Source organism: Streptomyces sp. NBC_00683 (assembly GCF_036226745.1).
In the GTDB taxonomy this organism is placed as follows: Bacteria; Actinomycetota; Actinomycetes; order Streptomycetales; family Streptomycetaceae; genus Streptomyces.
This window is the reverse complement of record NZ_CP109013.1, coordinates 6,694,356-6,710,091: the sequence shown is the minus strand read 5'-3', so window position 1 is coordinate 6,710,091 and position 15,736 is coordinate 6,694,356. Positions and strand designations below refer to the sequence as shown.

At 71.2% G+C, this 15,736-nt stretch carries 17 protein-coding genes; 5 read left to right on the top strand and 12 right to left on the bottom strand.

Translation table 11 applies throughout. From position 1 onward, the window contains the following. Window positions 1–18: 18 nt before the first annotated feature. Both OG257_RS29980 and OG257_RS29975 read right to left on the bottom strand, forming a co-directional pair. Entirely contained in the window at window positions 19–1,227 is a 1,209-nt protein-coding gene (locus OG257_RS29980; RefSeq protein ID WP_329212616.1) for an acyl-CoA dehydrogenase family protein, read from the bottom strand. A 73-nt stretch (window positions 1,228–1,300) separates the two neighbouring features. Next, window positions 1,301–3,001 (bottom strand): MFS transporter, encoded by a 1,701-nt coding sequence (locus OG257_RS29975; RefSeq protein WP_329212615.1) that lies wholly within the window; start codon window positions 2,999–3,001, stop codon window positions 1,301–1,303. A gap of 500 nt (window positions 3,002–3,501) precedes the next feature. On the opposite strand from OG257_RS29975, the gene OG257_RS29970 reads away from it, so the two are divergent. Further along, window positions 3,502–4,542: a phosphatase PAP2 family protein gene (locus tag OG257_RS29970; RefSeq protein ID WP_329212614.1), complete on the top strand. Its 1,041-nt coding sequence runs from the start codon at window positions 3,502–3,504 to the stop codon at window positions 4,540–4,542. 107 nt (window positions 4,543–4,649) lie between these two features. Here the strand turns inward: OG257_RS29970 and OG257_RS29965 are convergent, their stop codons facing one another. Both OG257_RS29965 and OG257_RS29960 read right to left on the bottom strand, forming a co-directional pair. Next, window positions 4,650–4,865 carry an I78 family peptidase inhibitor gene (locus OG257_RS29965; protein ID WP_329212613.1) on the bottom strand — a complete coding sequence of 72 codons (216 nt, stop codon included), beginning with the start codon at window positions 4,863–4,865 and terminating at the stop codon, window positions 4,650–4,652. Between the two features lie 398 nt (window positions 4,866–5,263). After that, window positions 5,264–6,547 (bottom strand): glycosyltransferase family 4 protein, encoded by a 1,284-nt coding sequence (locus OG257_RS29960; protein WP_329212612.1) that lies wholly within the window; start codon window positions 6,545–6,547, stop codon window positions 5,264–5,266. Window positions 6,548–6,848: 301 nt separating this feature from the next. Between OG257_RS29960 and OG257_RS29955 the strand changes: the two genes are divergently transcribed. Together OG257_RS29955 and OG257_RS29950 are read left to right on the top strand one after the other, a co-directional pair. After that, window positions 6,849–7,631 (top strand): hypothetical protein, encoded by a 783-nt coding sequence (locus OG257_RS29955; protein ID WP_329212611.1) that lies wholly within the window; start codon window positions 6,849–6,851, stop codon window positions 7,629–7,631. A 137-nt stretch (window positions 7,632–7,768) separates the two neighbouring features. Next, window positions 7,769–8,071: a hypothetical protein gene (locus tag OG257_RS29950; protein WP_329212610.1), complete on the top strand. Its 303-nt coding sequence runs from the start codon at window positions 7,769–7,771 to the stop codon at window positions 8,069–8,071. 61 nt (window positions 8,072–8,132) lie between these two features. Here OG257_RS29950 and der read toward each other — a convergent pair whose 3' ends face one another. The 7 genes from der to OG257_RS29915 form a co-directional block, all read right to left on the bottom strand. After that, window positions 8,133–9,602, bottom strand: a complete 1,470-nt coding sequence (gene der / locus OG257_RS29945; protein ID WP_329212609.1) for a ribosome biogenesis GTPase Der — start codon at window positions 9,600–9,602, stop codon at window positions 8,133–8,135. A gap of 79 nt (window positions 9,603–9,681) precedes the next feature. Beyond that, window positions 9,682–10,359: a lysophospholipid acyltransferase family protein gene (locus OG257_RS29940; RefSeq protein ID WP_329212608.1), complete on the bottom strand. Its 678-nt coding sequence runs from the start codon at window positions 10,357–10,359 to the stop codon at window positions 9,682–9,684. After that, a complete protein-coding gene (gene cmk / locus OG257_RS29935) occupies window positions 10,356–11,072 on the bottom strand; it encodes a (d)CMP kinase (protein WP_329212607.1) in 717 nt (238 codons plus the stop codon). The genes OG257_RS29940 and cmk overlap by 4 nt, the downstream gene beginning before the upstream one ends. A 102-nt stretch (window positions 11,073–11,174) precedes the next feature. Further along, a complete protein-coding gene (locus OG257_RS29930; protein ID WP_329212606.1) occupies window positions 11,175–12,260 on the bottom strand; it encodes a prephenate dehydrogenase in 1,086 nt (361 codons plus the stop codon). Next, window positions 12,257–12,619, bottom strand: coding sequence for a chorismate mutase (gene aroH, locus OG257_RS29925; protein ID WP_329212604.1), 363 nt, complete (start codon window positions 12,617–12,619; stop codon window positions 12,257–12,259). The genes OG257_RS29930 and aroH overlap by 4 nt, the downstream gene beginning before the upstream one ends. 36 nt (window positions 12,620–12,655) lie before the next feature. Then, a complete protein-coding gene (locus tag OG257_RS29920; RefSeq protein ID WP_443054500.1) occupies window positions 12,656–13,270 on the bottom strand; it encodes a TetR/AcrR family transcriptional regulator in 615 nt (204 codons plus the stop codon). 17 nt (window positions 13,271–13,287) lie between these two features. Beyond that, window positions 13,288–13,650, bottom strand: a complete 363-nt coding sequence (locus OG257_RS29915) for a DUF1304 domain-containing protein (protein WP_329212600.1) — start codon at window positions 13,648–13,650, stop codon at window positions 13,288–13,290. A 152-nt stretch (window positions 13,651–13,802) separates the two neighbouring features. Here OG257_RS29915 and OG257_RS29910 point away from each other — a divergent pair, with 152 nt between their 5' ends. Together OG257_RS29910 and OG257_RS29905 are read left to right on the top strand one after the other, a co-directional pair. Further along, entirely contained in the window at window positions 13,803–14,249 is a 447-nt protein-coding gene (locus OG257_RS29910; protein WP_329212598.1) for a Rieske (2Fe-2S) protein, read from the top strand. A gap of 18 nt (window positions 14,250–14,267) precedes the next feature. Beyond that, a complete protein-coding gene (locus OG257_RS29905) occupies window positions 14,268–14,960 on the top strand; it encodes a nucleotidyltransferase domain-containing protein (protein WP_329212596.1) in 693 nt (230 codons plus the stop codon). Here the strand turns inward: OG257_RS29905 and OG257_RS29900 are convergent. Then, window positions 14,957–15,733 (bottom strand): nucleotidyltransferase domain-containing protein, encoded by a 777-nt coding sequence (locus OG257_RS29900; RefSeq protein ID WP_329212594.1) that lies wholly within the window; start codon window positions 15,731–15,733, stop codon window positions 14,957–14,959. The genes OG257_RS29905 and OG257_RS29900 overlap by 4 nt on opposite strands. Between the last annotated feature and the right edge of the window lie 3 nt (window positions 15,734–15,736).

Here is a 15,736-nt window from a genome sequence, read left to right as displayed (position 1 = left end):
CGGTTCACCGTCCGCCTTCTACCGGAAGGCGTCCAGACCGGTGAGCGCCTTGCCCAGCACCAGCTGGTGCATCTCCACGGTGCCCTCGTAGGTGAGCACCGACTCCAGATTCGTGGCGTGCCGCATCACCGGGTACTCCAGCGAGATCCCGTTGGCGCCGAGGATCGTGCGCGAGGTGCGGCAGATCTCGATGGCTTCCCGCACGTTGTTGAGCTTGCCGAAACTGACCTGCTCGGGACGGAGCCTGCCCGCGTCCATCCGGCGGCCCAGGTGGTGGGCGAGCAGGATGCCCTTGTGCAGTTCGACGGCCATATCGGCGAGCTTGGCCTGGGTCAGCTGGAAGCCGCCGATCGGCTTGCCGAACTGCTCCCGGGTCTTGGCGTAGTCCACGGCCGACTCGAAGCTGGCGCGCGCCGCGCCCATGGCCCCCCAGACGATGCCGTAGCGGGCATGGCTGAGACAGCTGAGCGGGCCGCGCAGACCGGTGACGCCGGGCAGTACGGCGTCGGCGGGCAGCCGTACTCCGTCAAGGACGAGCTCGCTGGTGACCGAGGCGCGCAGTGACCACTTGTGCCGGATCTCCGGCGCGGAGAATCCCGGGCTGTCCGTGGGCACCACGAAGCCACGGATTCCGGAGCCACCGTCGCCCTCGTCGGTCTGCGCCCAGACGACGGCGACCCCGGCGACCGATCCGTTGGTGATCCACATCTTGCGGCCGGTGAGGACCCAGTCGTCGCCGTCACGCTTGGCGTACGTCCGCATCCCGGCCGGGTCCGAGCCGTGGTCCGGCTCCGTGAGCCCGAAGCAGCCGATGATCTCGCCGGCCGCCATGCCGGGCAGCCACTGCTGCTTCTGCTCCTCGGACCCGAAGCGGTGGATCGCGTACATGGCGAGCGAGCCCTGGACGGAGACGAGGGAGCGGATCCCGGAGTCGGCCGCCTCCAGCTCCAGACAGGCCAGGCCGTACTGGACCGCGGTGGCTCCGGCACAGCCGTATCCCTGCAGGGACATGCCCAGGGCGCCGAGGGAGCCCAGTTCGCGGGCCAGCTCGCGGATGCCTGGGAGCTCGCCGTTCTCGTACCACTCGGCGATGTGCGGCAGGACGCGGTCGGTGGCCCAGCTGCGCACGGTGTCGCGGATCGCGAGGTCCTCCGGCTCGAGGAGATCGTCGATGCCGATGGGGTCGGCCGGGTCGAACGGCGGGAGTTTCGACGGCTTCACGGACATGGGAGTGCCTCCGGCGGCTCGCACGGTACTAAAACTAGCAGTGATAGTTATGGCGTCGCGCCGACGTTACGGCTCAGCGCGGCGCCCGTCCAGAGCTCGTGGCCTCGGCGGGTTCGCGCCGCGCGGGCAGTGCGAGCCGACGGCCCGGCCGCTTCTGCACCGGCAGCGCACGCGGCTCGGGGCGCGGCGCGGCGGCAGCCGGTTCGACCACGCGCGCCCGGCAGGCCTCCCTGGCCGGAGTGCAGTCCATGACCTTGGGCAGCCGCAGCGCCGCCAGTGCCCCGAGCAGCAGCAGTCCGGCGCTGACCAGCAGCGTGACGTGCAGACCCTGGACGAAGGCGTGCCGGGCCGTGTTCCGCAGCAGATCACCCATCGGTCCGCCCAGCTGGGCCGCCACCTGGTAGGCCTCGCCGAGCGAGTTCGAGGCGGCCGAACCGGCCGAGGCGGGCACGCCCTCCTCGTGGAGCCGTACCAGTCCGGGCGCGTAGGCCGCGTTCATGACACTGCCGAGCAGGGCGATCCCCAGTCCGGCGCCCAGCTGGTACGAGGTCTCGCCGATCGCCGCCGCGCCTCCGGCCCGTTCCGCGGGAGCCTCGCTGAGCATCGATTCGTACGCCCCGAAGAGCGTGGACTGCAGCCCGAAGCCCAGCAGCACGAAGCCGACGGTGAGCAGCGCCGGCCGGTCGTGCTGCCCCATCAGGGTCAGCAGGAGCACCGAGGCCGCCGTGAGCACGAAACCCCAGCCGACCATGCGGCGGGGACCGATCCGGCTCAGGGTGTACGAGCCCGTGGCGCCGGCCGCCATCGCGGCGAAGGTCAGCGGAAGGAGCCGCAGACCGGTTTCCAGCGGGCTGAGGTCCAGCACCAGCTGGAGGTACTGGACGGCGATCAGCTCCAGTCCGACCAGGGCCAGCATCGCGAGGACGATGCAGCCCACGGCGGTGGTGAAGGCCGGCCGGGAGAACATCGCGATGTCGATCAGCGGATGCGTACGGCGTTTCTGCCTGCGCACGAAGAACACCAGCAGCGCGGCTCCCGCAAGCAGCGGGGCGACACCGGCGAGGTCCAGCCCGCCACCGCCCATCCGCTTGACCCCGAGGACGACTCCGAGCACGCCCGCCGCGGCCATCAGGGCGCCGACCACGTCCCAGGGGCCGTCTCCGGCGCCGCGGGACTCGGGCAGCAGGAAGCGGCCGAGCGGAAGGATCATGGCCATCAGCGGGATGTTGATGAGGAAGACCGAACCCCACCAGTAGTGCTCGACGAGGAATCCGCCGACGACGGGTCCGGCGGCGGCACCCACGGCGGCGACCGCGGTCCATATCCCGATGGCCAGGGCGCGCTCGCGCCGGTCGGGGAAGACCTGGCGGAGTATCGACAGCGTCGCGGGCATGATCATCGCGCCGCCGACACCGAGCAGGGCACGCGCCGCTATCAGTACGGCGGGAGTATCGGCTGCCGCCGCCAGCGCGGAGGCGATCCCGAAGAGCGCGTAGCCGAACAGCAGGACACGCCGTCTGCCGATCCGGTCACCGAGCGTGCCGAAGAGAATCAGCAGCGAGGCGCAGACCAGCGGATAGGCGTCCACGATCCACAGCAGGCCGACGGCGCTGGGCCGCAGGTCCTCGGTGACGGCGGGGACGGCGACGTGCAGCACGGTCGCGTCGAGTGCGACCAGCAGCAGACTGAGGCAGAGGACGACCAGGACGACCCAGCGGTTGGCACCGCCGGCTGCTGCGCGCAGCCGGGTCACAGCCGTGGACGTCCCGCTCATATACGTACCTCCCAATGAGTCCCTCGCGCTCGGCAGACCTACCGGGGCCCCGGCTTTCGGCGTCCCTCAGGTCCGGCATCGACGGGCGAGTGAGCCGCCAGCGTACGCGAGTTCCACGTGGTCACACGTGGTCCACCTCATACCTTCGCCCGGCCCAGAGTGTGTCGTACGCCACTCCCGCCCCACCGGCGGGGCCGCATCCGCCGCCCGCCGCACCGGTGCGGGAGCGGCGCGGAGGCCGCCCCGCACGCCGTCCCCGGAGCCGCACCGCGCCTCCCCCGAATGGCCGGGCGAATGCATACGAAAGATGCGACGCACCATTACATCGATGATCAAACATTCCTACGAATTGCCGTCGGAGCGAATAGGCCGCACGGCTGATCGGATTCTTCTCAGCCCCCGGAATGGATACCGGTCTGAGACAAAGTCCACATCACATCGTCATCACAAAGAGCCGAGATCGGCCGGATCGCACACTCACTCGCTGTAACGTCCTTTGCGTGCGTACCGACATCTTTGCCCGGCTGGACCGGGAGCCGGAACCGCCGAAGATAGAGATCCCGCGGATGAGTCGTCACCGCATCGCTCTCTTCGGCGGGACTTTGGCGTTCTATCTCGCCATCGTCGTTGCCGTGCTGGTCTCGTCCTGGCTGGTGGCTCTCGACTGGAAGGTCATGCTGTTCCGGCCCTATCAGCAGTGGCCCGGGCTCCATGCCTTCCTCGACTACTACGTCGTGCTCGGCCAGCGTGGCCCCACGGCCGTGATGGTGGCCTCCTGGCTCGGCTGGCGCTCCTGGCGCCAGCACACGCTGCGCCCCCTGCTCACGCTGGGCGCCTCGCTGCTGCTGCTCAATGTGACGGTGGGGGCGGTCAAGCTCGGCCTGGGGCGGCTCGGCCCGCACTACGCCACCCAGATCGGCTCGGCGGAGCTCTTCGCAGGCGGCGATATATTTCCTTCGGGACACACCGCCAACGCCGTGGTGACCTGGGGAATCCTTGCCTACCTGGCCACCACGCCGCGCGCCAGGCGCTATCTGTCGGCCCTGTCGGCGTTCGTCTCGCTGGGCGTGGGGCTGACCACCGTCTACATCGGCACGCACTGGCTCAGTGACGTCCTGCTGGGCTGGGCCGCCGGTCTGCTGATCCTGCTGGCCCTGCCCTGGTTCGAGCCGCTGATCACGCGTACGGAGGTCTGGATCCTGTCGGTGCGCGAGCAGTGGCGCGCGCGGCGCAGGCTCCGGGACGCCGCCCCCGTGGCCCCGGGCGGCCCCTCCCCGGTGCTCCTGCCCCAGTCGCTGAGCACGCTCGGCGCCGAACACGCCGAGCGCGCCGAGGTCTGCGACTCCGCGCTCGACGCACCGGCGGCCGGCGGCCACACCGGCGCGGGCAACCGTGCGAGGGCGCATCCCCCGCACGCGGTCCGCTCGGAACGGACGCCGATCACCCCGGCCGGTTCACGCCGCCCGCCGCACGCGGACCGCGCCCCCCGGAGCGGCACGACTCCGGCACACCCGGTGACGGGCGGATCGGTCGCCCCCTGACCTGCGCGAACGGTGCGCACAGCCGCTTCCCTGTACGAGTTGTACGAGCGAAGGCCCCGACCGGAGTCCGGTCGGGGCCTTCGCTCGTACAACTCGTACAGAAGGGTTCAGCCCACCCAGCAGCGGGTCACGGTGGAGGCGTCGACCTCGAAGTTGATCCGCCCGCCGAGGAACTCCATGGTGATGAACGTGCCCGGCGCAAGGGCCCTCACCGTGCTCCAGCCGCGCGCTCTGGCCTGCCGTTCGGCGGCTTCGGCGTCGAGGCCGACATACGACTGGGGGGTGTCGTCCGGCTGGGCGGGAGGGGTCGGTATAGGTGCCATACCTCTCACCGTAGGCGGCCCGGCACCGTGACGGAAGCCGGGGCGGAAACAAGCGGCGATGCATCCCCACGTACCTCACCGGTCACGCTTGTGTCACAGGATCCCCACACCCGTTTACTTCGAACTGCTTCACCCGAACGAGCCGTCCAAGCGCACACAGTAAGAATGCGGGCTGTCCCGGGAATGACTATCCGGCGCCCTGGAAGGGAAATTGCGGGAGGAGATGCGGCACGAGGTCCGCATTCCCCCGGGCCTGCGGGGGCGGGCGTAAACAGTTTCGCCACCCAGAATTTGCGCGGCCTTATGCGGGTCTTATGAATCCCCCGCAGCCGCCCTCGCCCGCCCCCGCCCGTCGGCGCTATCCGGAATGAAACGATCCGGGATGCCGTGGCCAGAGCTCAGCCGGCCCGCCCCTTGCGCAGCGCGTCGGCCGCCTTGTAGCGCAGCGCATACGCCCCGTCCAGCACCGTGCCCCTGGAGCGGTGGACCACGGTGCGCAGCGCGCTCCGGGAACGGCCCCTCGCCCCTTGCGCGGCCAGCTCGGCGAAGAGTTTCTCGTGCCGTTCGGCGATCGGTGCCGGGTCGAACCGTGCGGAGGAGGCCCGTGCGGCCCGCCCCATCCGCCGCCTCAGCTCGTCGTCGTCGATCAGGGCGAGCAGGGCACGCGCGAACGCGTCGGTGTCCCCCACCGGCACGAGCCGCCCGTCCGTGCCGTCGTCGATGATCTCGGCCGGACCGTGCGGGCAGTCCGTGGCGACGACCGGCAGTCCGCAGCGCATCGCCTCGACGATGGTCATGCCGAACGACTCGCGCTCCGAGGTGACGGCGGCGATGGAGCCCTTGGGCCACTCCGCCTCCATCGGATGGACCGAGCCCATGAGGCGCACCCGGTCCTGGAGCCCGAGTCCGTCGATGAGTCCGCGCAGTGTCTTCTGCTCGTTGCCGGTCGCGTCGCCGCCGCCGTAGATCCGCAGCCGCCAGCCGGGGCGGGCCGCCGCGACCTCGGCGAAGGCCCGGACCAGCAGGTCGTACCGCTTCACCCGGTGCAGCCGTCCCGCCGCGACCACCCACTTGGCGTCGGACTCCGCGGGCGGGCCCGCGGGCTCCGGCACGCCGTTCGGGATGGCCTCGATCCGTACGCCGGGCAGCCGCAGCCTGTTCCGGTAGTCGCGGGCGTCGGCCCGGGTGACGGTGGTGACCGCGTCGAGCAGTCCGTACCGGTGGCCTATCTCCCGGCGCAGCCGGTAGCTGTGGCTGTCGAGGGTCAGGTGCTCCTGGCCGATGCGCACGGGCCCGCGCCGCGCCTGTGCGCTGATGTGGACGTTGAGGCCGGGGCGCGTACCGATGACGACGTCCGCCTCGATCGCGCCCAGATGGGCCGCGATCCGGGTGTCGGTGAGCCTGCTGTACTGCCGGTGCCTCGTGTCGCCGCGCGGGAACACCGAGGCGGGCCTGGCATGTTCCGCGGCGCCGCCCTCGTAGTACGGACTCTCCTTGCGCAGATCGACGAGGTGGCTCATCCGTACGCGGTCGGGCGCGCCCAGCGCGGGTCCGTCACGGTGCCGGAAGACGGACACGATCTCGACGTCGTGCTGCTCGGCCAAGGTCTGCGCGAGCGTGAAGGTGGTACGGATCGTTCCCCCGATGCCGTACGCGTTGTGGAGCAGAAATGAAATGTGCATTACGTAGTCGTTTCCCCTGATCGACTGGTCTGCAACGGACCTTACGTGGCGTCAGGAGCGGTCACAGGGCTCGCACAGGAGTCGTACAGAGTCGTAACAATTCGAACGAACGCCCGTGCATAGTGGATTCATCGGCGGAATACCGGACTCCGCATCAGTTTCCCGATCTGTCGATGTATCGGCCTGCCGACTCTCCCGCTTTCTCCTCCCGATTCGCGCGTGACCCCGGCCCCGGATCGCCCGTTGTCTCTTCATGAGCCGGGAACCGCCCGGCCCACGCACCGAGTTCGAGGAGCCACCCGTGCCGCGCATGCTCGACGTCAGCGAGGACGTACGCGCCGAGATCGGCGATGCCGAAGCCGACCGGCTGCTCGTCGGCGACAACGCCCCAGGCAGTTACGACTGCACCTCCTGCCGCACTCCCGGCGACTCCGACCAGGAGCGCACCAGCACGGTGCTGTTCATCGGCGAGGAGACCGCGGTGCTCGCGTTCGCCCACGCGACCTGCATCCCGTCGCAGGTGGTCCAGGTCGCCGAGGACCAGCTGCAGGGCGCCGTGCGATCCATCACCGGCAGCGAGCCACAGAACGCGGAGAGCCTCATGCCCCAGCAGGCCGTCCTCGGCATCACCAGCGGTCTCGTCCTCATCGAGGACGACCTCCGCCCGGCCCTGGTCGTCGAACCGACCGGCCCGATCGCCCGGCCCGGCACGGACGGCCTGGCGGGCGACCAGTTCCTCCAGCTGCTGCAGGAACAGGGCTTCCTGCACACGCCCGATCTGAACCGTCTGCCGGGTGTGCTCCCCGGCTGGTCGGTCCTGCTCGCCATGGGGCAGCTGCACGCCGTGCTGCAGCCGGGCGCCGGCGGCGGCAACCCGGTTGCCTGGTGGCAGGCCCATCAGCCGCTCCAGGTCACCGAGGGCTGGCGGGCGGCGGCGAACAAGTCGCAGACCGTGCTCGTCTTCGCCGCCCCGGCGGGCTCGATCGGCCAGCAGCCGCGCGAGGACCTGCTCCGCGACGCGCTGGACAAGGCCGCGGTCAACGGGCTCCTGGTCGCCGCGTCGATGCCGCTGGCCGGGACCTGATCGTGTCCGTGCTGCCTTCCCACACCCCCCGAACAGCGATTTCTCCGCCCGGCCCGCATCCGACGGGCGGTGAGGTCGTTGGCACCTACGTGCACTCATACGACCCTCCTCGCCAGCAGCAGACCCCGATCCCGGCCATGCGCCCGTCGCAGGACCCCTCGGGCGGCAAGTCCCCCACCCCGATCTACGACGCGCTGTACTCCGAGTACCGGCGGTCGTTCCGGGCGCTGCCTGGGGACCGGAGCGGTGAGGAGAACCTCGGCTTCAGAACGTTCGGTACCGGGATGTTCGGCAGCCGTGCACCGCTGGGCGGCCGCACGGCGAACGGGCAGGGCAGTCAGAGCACCCACACCGGGAACCTCGGGTCCTGGCAGCGGGTAGGACGGCATGCCGGGCAGGCCCGGCCCGCGGCGCTGCCGCCCGGGTCCGCGGACGCCTGACGGCACGACGAAGCCCCGGACCACTCGCACGGAGCGAGTGGTCCGGGGCTTCGTCGTGCCGTTACTTCTTGCGGCCGCGCTTCTCGCGCACCCGGACCGAGATGTGGAGCGGAGTCCCCTCGAATCCGAACTCCTCGCGCAGGCGGCGCTCGACGAAGCGGCGGTAGCCGTGCTCCAGGAAGCCGGAGGCGAAGAGCACGAACCGCGGCGGCTTCACGCCGGCCTGCGTTCCGAAGAGGATGCGGGGCTGCTTGCCGCCGCGGACCGGGTGCGGGTGGGAGGCGACGATCTCACCGAGGAAGGCGTTCAGCCGACCGGTCGGGATACGGGTCTCCCAGCCCTCGATCGCGGTCTCGATCGCCGGGACCAGCCGCTCCATGTGCCGGCCGGTGACGGCCGAGACGTTGACGCGGGGAGCCCAGGCGACCTGCGCGAGCTCCGTCTCGATCTCGCGCTCGAGGTAGTAGCGACGCTCCTCGTCGAGGGTGTCCCACTTGTTGAAGGCGAGCACGATCGCGCGGCCCGACTCGACGGCCATCGTGACGATCCGCTGGTCCTGCACGCTGATGGACTCGCTCGAGTCGATCAGGATGACGGCGACCTCGGCCTTCTCCACGGCGGCCGCGGTGCGCAGCGAGGCGTAGTAGTCCGCGCCCTCCTGGAGGTGCACCTTGCGGCGGATGCCGGCCGTGTCGATGAACTTCCAGGTGATGCCGCCGAGCTCGATCAGCTCGTCGACCGGGTCACGGGTGGTGCCGGCGAGCTCGTTGACGACGACACGGTCCTCGTTGGCGACCTTGTTCAGGAGCGAGGACTTGCCGACGTTCGGGCGGCCGATGAGCGCGATGCGGCGCGGACCGCCGAGGGCGGTGCCGAACGTCTGGGCCGGCGCCTCGGGCAGTGCCTCCAGCACGGCGTCGAGCATGTCGCCGGTGCCGCGGCCGTGCAGCGAGGAGACCGGGTGGGGCTGGCCGAGACCGAGCGACCAGAGCGCGGTCGCGTCCGCCTCGCCGCTCTGTCCGTCGACCTTGTTCGCGCACAGGACGACGGGCTTCTTGGCCTTGCGCAGCAGCCTGACGACGGCCTCGTCGGTGTCGGTCGCGCCGACCGTAGCGTCGACGACGAAGACGACCGCGTCGGCCGTCGAGATCGCGTACTCGGCCTGGGCGGCGACGGAGGCGTCGAGGCCCAGTACGTCCTGCTCCCAGCCGCCGGTGTCGACGAGCCTGAAGCGGCGGCCGGCCCATTCGGCCTCGTAGTTCACCCGGTCACGGGTGACGCCCGGCTTGTCCTGCACGACGGCCTCGCGGCGGCCGAGGATGCGGTTCACGAGGGTCGACTTGCCGACATTGGGGCGGCCGACGACGGCGAGGACGGGAAGCGGGCCGTGACCGGCCTCACCGATCGCGCCCTCGACCTCTTCGGGGTCGAACCCCTCCTGCGCGGCGAGCTCCATGAACTCCGCGTACTCGGCGTCGCCAAGTGCTCCGTGCTCGTGGTCCGAGCCGTCGGAGTGAATCTGGTCGTTCATGAAGTCCGTTCCCTCTTTGCATCATCATCGATGGGCCACGATCGCGCGGCCCACTACTCAAGTCTCGCAGGCCCTGCCGTCAAACCGCTGACGGCCGGGCCTGGCGCCCGGTGAGGCGCCTGGCGTTCTCCAGGTGCGCGGTCAGCTTCCCCTGGATACGAAGCGTCGCCTCGTCCAGCGCCTTCCTGGTGCGCCGTCCGCTGCCGTCGCCGGCCTGGAAGGCGTCGCCGAAGACGACGTCGACCCGGCTGCGCAGCGGGGGCAGTGCCGGTATCAGCCGTCCGCGGCCCTCGGTGCTTCCCAGGACCGCCACGGGGACGATCGGTGCCCCGCCGCGTACCGCGAAGTACGCGAGTCCTGCCCGCAGGGAGGCGAAGTCGCCCTCGCCCCTGGTGCCCTCGGGGAAGATCCCGAGGACCCCGCCGTTGTCCAGCACACCGAGGGCCTGGGTGATGGCGGTGCGGTCGACGGTCGTACGGTCCACCTTCAGCTGACCGATTCCGCGCAGGAACGGGTCGAGGGGGCCGACGAACGCCTCTTTCTTGATCAGGAAGTGGACGGGCCGGGGCGCGGTGCCCATCAGCATCGGTCCGTCGATGTTGTGCGCATGGTTCACCGCGAGTATGACGGGTCCGGCGGCGGGTACCCGCCACGCACCGAGGACTCGTGGCTTGAACAGCCCGTACATGAGCCCGATGCCGATGCCCCGTCCGACGGCCGCTCCGCGCAGTGCGGGTGCGGCAGTGGCTTCGGTCACTTCACGGCCTGCTTCTCCCCGACGAGGGTGACGACGCACTCGATGACCTGCTGAAGGGTCAGCTCGGTGGTGTCCACCTCGACGGCGTCGCCGGCCTTGGCCAGCGGCGAGGTCTTGCGGCCGGAGTCGGCTGCGTCCCGCTTGATCAGCGCCTCCTTGGTGGTGGCGAGATCGGAACCCTTGACCTCACCGCTGCGGCGGGCGGCGCGCGCCTCCGGGGAGGCGGTCAGGAAGATCTTGATGTCGGCGTCGGGCAGCACGGTCGTGCCGATGTCCCGGCCCTCGACGACGATGCCGCGCTCGGCCTCCGCGGCGATGGAGCGCTGCAGCTCGGTGATCAGGGTGCGCACCTCCGGGACGGCGCTGACGGCGCTGACCTTGGAGGTGACCTCCTGGGTGCGGATCGGGCCGGAGGCGTCCTCGCCGTCGACGGTGATCGTCGGGGCGGCCGGGTCCGTACCGGAGACGATGACCGGCTTGGCGGCGGCGGTGGCGATCTCGGACGGGTTCTGCACGTCGATGCCGTTGTTCAGCATCCACCACGTGATCGCCCGGTACTGGGCGCCGGTGTCCAGGTAGCTCAGGCCGAGCTGGGCGGCGACGGCCTTGGAGGTGCTCGACTTGCCGGTGCCGGAGGGTCCGTCGATGGCGACGATCACTGCGGCCGGTGCGGTCCGGGCGGCGGCGCTTACGGTTTCCACGGTGGTGGACACCTTCCTGGTACGCGGGGTGGGCGGAGCGGGGCCACGGGACGGCCTCCCCCAAGGTTACCGAGTGCGGGAAGGGCCCTTGCCCACCCCTGTCCCGCCGTCGCGCTACGGGCGGATCGACCAGCCCCGCTCGCTGAGCGCCGCGCTCAGTGCGGGCGCCGCGCTCGGCTCGACCATGAGCTGGACCAGACCGGCCTGCTGCCCGGTGGCGTGCTCGATGCGTACGTCCTCGATGTTGACCCCGGCCCGCCCCGCGTCGGCGAAGATCGCGGCCAGTTCACCGGGCCGGTCGCTGATGAGGACGGCCACGATCTCGTACGAGGCGGGGGCGGCGCCGTGCTTGCCCGGCACCCTCACCCGGCCGGCGTTGCCGCGCCGCAGGACGTCCTCGATGCCTTCGGTGCCCGCGCGGCGCTTGTCCTCGTCGGCGGACTGGAGGCCGCGCAGCGCCCGTACCGTCTCGTCCAGGTCGGTGGCGACGCCGGCCAGGACGTCGGCGACCGGGCCGGGGTTGGCGGAGAGGATCTCCACCCACATCCGGGGGTCGGAGGCGGCGATCCGGGTGACGTCCCTGATTCCCTGGCCGCACAGGCGTACGGCGGTCTCGTCGGCCTCCTCCAGGCGGGCCGCGACCATCGAGGAGATCAGCTGCGGGGTGTGGGAGACCAGGGCGACGGCGCGGTCGTGCGCGTCGGCGTCCATGACGACGGGGACCGCGCGGCAGAGCGCGACCAGTTCCAGGGCGAGGTTGAGGACCTCGGTGTCGGTGTCCCGGGTCGGGGTGAGGACCCAGGGGCGGCCCTCGAAGAGGTCGGCGGTGGCCGCGAGGGGGCCTGAGCGCTCCTTGCCGGCCATGGGGTGCGTACCGATGTACCCGGTGAGGTCGATGCCGCGCGCCTCCAGCTCCCGGCGCGGGCCGCCCTTGACGCTGGCGACGTCCAGGTAGCCGCGGGCGACACCGTCACGGATGGCGGTGGCCAGTACGGACGCGGTGTGCGCGGGCGGTACGGCGACGATCGCCAGGTCGACGGGGCCCTCGGGCGCCTCTTCCGTACCTGCCCCGAGCGCCGCCGCCGTCCCGGCCGACGTGGTGTCCCGGTCGACGAGGTGGACGTGGACACCCCGCCCCGCGAGAGCGAGGGCTGCGGAGGTGCCGACCAGGCCGGTTCCGATGACGACGGCTGTTCTCACTGGGCGATGTCCTTGCGGAGGGCGCCGGTGGCGCCGAGGTAGACGTGGCTGATCTCTGCTTTGGAGAGGTACGTCTCGACGTGCGCGAGTATGCGGACCACCCGGGGCATGGCCCCGGTGATGTCGAGCTCCTGGGCGCAGATCAGCGGTACGTCGACGATGCCGAGGCCGCGTGCGGCGGCGGCCGGGAAGTCGCTGTGCAGATCGGGGGTGGCGGTGAACCAGACGCTGATCAGGTCGTCGGCGACGATCTGGTTGCGCTCCAGGATCGCGGTGAGCAGCGCACCCACCTTCTCGTCCATGTGTCCGGCTTCGTCCCGCTCCAGCTGGACGGCGCCTCGGATCGCTCGTACCGCCACGTCGTAACCCCTTGCTTCTTCGATCTGCGTGCTCTTTCAGCCTAGAGGTGCGGCGGGACCCGCGGCCGCCGTGCTCTGTCCGTGAGACGCCGCCGCGGCGTGCACGGCGAGGAGGTTGCGCCAGATCCGTCCGGCGAGCTGCTCCGGGGTGGCGTCGGTCCGGTCGTGGACCCAGTCCGCGAGCATTCCGGTGAACAGTCCGGCCACGGCGCTCGCGGTGAGGTCGTGGCCGCTGCCACCGGGCCTGCGCCGCCGCAGCTCGTCGATGCTGCGCTGCCGCAGTTCCTGGTGCAGCAGGTCGCCGAGGGGGCCGCCGGGGCCGAGCAGGCTCCGGTAGACGGCGGCCCGGCGGCGCACGTCCGCGAGCAGGGCGACCAGCTCGTCCGGTGGAGCGTCGGGTCCCGGGGGTGTCCGGTCCCAGGCGTGGAGGGCGTCGACCGCCTCCCGTACGGGCCCGGCGCAGGCGTCCAGGGCCAGGGCGCGCAGATCGTCGTAGTGCAGATAGAAGGTGGCGCGCCCGACGCCCGCCCCGCGCACCACGTCCGCGACGCTGACCCGGTCCAGCGACCGCTCGGCACAGGCCTCCAGCAGCGCCTCCCGGAGCCTGCCGCGGGTCCGTGCGGTACGCGGGTCGCCGCTGCCGTCCGTCACCGCCGGCGCCATGGCGCTCAGCCCGCCGACAGGACGAGGGCGAGCGCGAGGGCTGCGGGCGCCGCCTGGACGTAGAGGATCTTGCGGCTGACGGTGGCCGCCCCGTACACCCCGGCGACGATCAGGCAGCTCAGAAAGAAGATCTGCGCCTGGTACGCGACGGGATCGCCCGCGATCAGGCTCCAGACCAGCCCGGCGGCCATGAATCCGTTGTAGAGCCCCTGGTTGGCGGCGAGGGTGGCGCTCTGCCCGGAGAACTCCTCGGTGGTGCCGAAGGCCTTCCGGCCGCGCGGGGTGTCCCAGAGGAACATCTCCAGGACGAGGAAGTAGGCGTGGATCAGCGCGACGAGCGCGACCAGCACCTGGGCGGCGGTCTGCATGGCGTGCGGCCTCCTGCGAGTAGATTTCCTGGACAACTGTACAGGAAGTAGCTCCCTCGCCACTCGCCCGGGCGCACCCGCCGCCCGGTTGCTTCGTCCGCGCGGCCCGCGGCGCCACGATGCCTCTCATCGACCACCACGCGAGGAGAGCCATGAACGCACGGCGAAGGACGGTCCTGACGGCGGGCGCCGCCGCACTGGTGACCGGCTGCGGCTCGTCCGGCGACGGGGACAGCGACGGGAGCACGGCCCCGGCCTCCGCCTCGGAGACCGGGAAGACCCCGGAGACCCCCAAGGCCTCGGGGACCTCGGCCGGGGAGCTGACCCGGACCTCCGACGTCCCGGTCGGCGGTGGCACGATCTTCAAGGACCGCAAGATCGTGGTGACCCAGCCGGAGGCGGGCGAGTTCAAGGCCTTCTCCGCCGTCTGCACCCACGCGGGCTGCATCGTCGCGTCGGTGAGCGACGGCACGATCAACTGCGCCTGCCACGGCAGCAAGTTCAGCATCACGGACGCCGCCGTCGAAGCCGGCCCCGCCACGCGCCCGCTGCCCCCGGAGCAGATCACCGTCGAGGGCGACAGCATCCGGCTCGGGTAGGCCGGTAGCCTCGCGCGCATGATCACCCCCGAGGCCGAGGCCCTCGTACGCGACCACACGGTCTACTCGTGTGTGATGGGCTCCCGCGCCTTCGGGCTGGCCACGGACGACAGCGACACGGACCGGCGCGGGATCTTCCTCGCCCCGACTCCGCTGTTCTGGCGCTTCACCAAGCCGCCGACGCATGTCGACGGACCGGATCGGGAGCAGTTCTCCTGGGAGCTGGAGCGCTTCTGCGAACTGGCGCTCCGGGCCAACCCCAATGTGCTGGAGTGCCTGCACTCACCGCTCGTGGAGCGGATCGACGACACCGGCCGCGAACTGCTCGGCCTGCGCGGGGCGTTCCTGTCCCGCCGGGCCCACGAGACGTTCGTCCGCTACGCGGTGGGCCAGCGCAGGAAGCTGGAGGCTGACGTCCGGCAGTACGGCGCACCGCGCTGGAAGCACGCCATGCACCTGCTGCGGCTGCTGGCGGCCGGCCGGGACCTGCTGCGGACGGGCCGGCTGACGATCGAGGTCGGCGACGCGCGCGAGGGGCTCCTCGCGGTGAAGCGGGGCGAGGTCCCGTGGTCCGAGGTGGAGCGCCGGATGAACCGCCTGGCCGAGGACAACGACGAGGCGGTCACCCGTTCACCCCTGCCCCCGGAGCCGGACCTGGAGCGTGTGGAGGCGTTCCTGGTCCGGGCCCGCAGGGCGTCGGCGGCCGGCTAGCCGAGCCGCGCGCGGACCACCAGGTCGTGCAGCGCGTCGAACCCCGAACCGGCGTCGGCCAGCCGTGATCCGGCCTGGGCCTCGTCGAGGACCGTGTGCAGTGCCTCGACGTCCCGCGCCGCCACCGCACCGTCCACGGTGTGGGCGCCGCCGTGCTCGGCCTCCGCCTTGGCCTCGATCAGGGAGGGCAGATACGCGGGTGCCACGACCTCCCCCAGCAGCGTCGGCAGGTGCGCCACCAGTTCACCGCTGCGCATGAGGTGGATGCCGGTGAGCAGGGCCCGGAACGTGTAGAGCAGCGGTTTCAGTTCACCGGTCTTCTCGAACAGCCGCCACTGGGTGCCGGCGAATCCTCGGTAGTGGTGGGCGTGGTTGCGGGTCAGCACGCTCGGCGCCAGTGCGGTCAGTTCCGTGTGCAGCACGGTGGTGTGCACGACCAGCGGGGACAGCAGCTGCTCCAGTACGTAGCCGTTGGGCTTCAGCATGAGGCGGACGAACTTGCGGAGATCGTGGGTGACGAGATCCATCTCGACACCGTCGCGGTCCCACATGCGCGAGCGCGTCTCCTCGGGGTCGCGCAGCCCGACGAGATCCTCCGCGGGAAGGACGTGGACCCCCCGCAGGTCCACGTCCGAGTCGCGGGAGGGGAAGCCGTACAGATGCGCGCCGGAGACGGTGGCGAACAGGAGGGGTCCGGGCTCCTCGGCGAGGACCGGGGCGAAGTCGGTGACCGGCAGCCCGGCCCGTAGGAGGGACGTCGTGTCGAGGTGCATGGA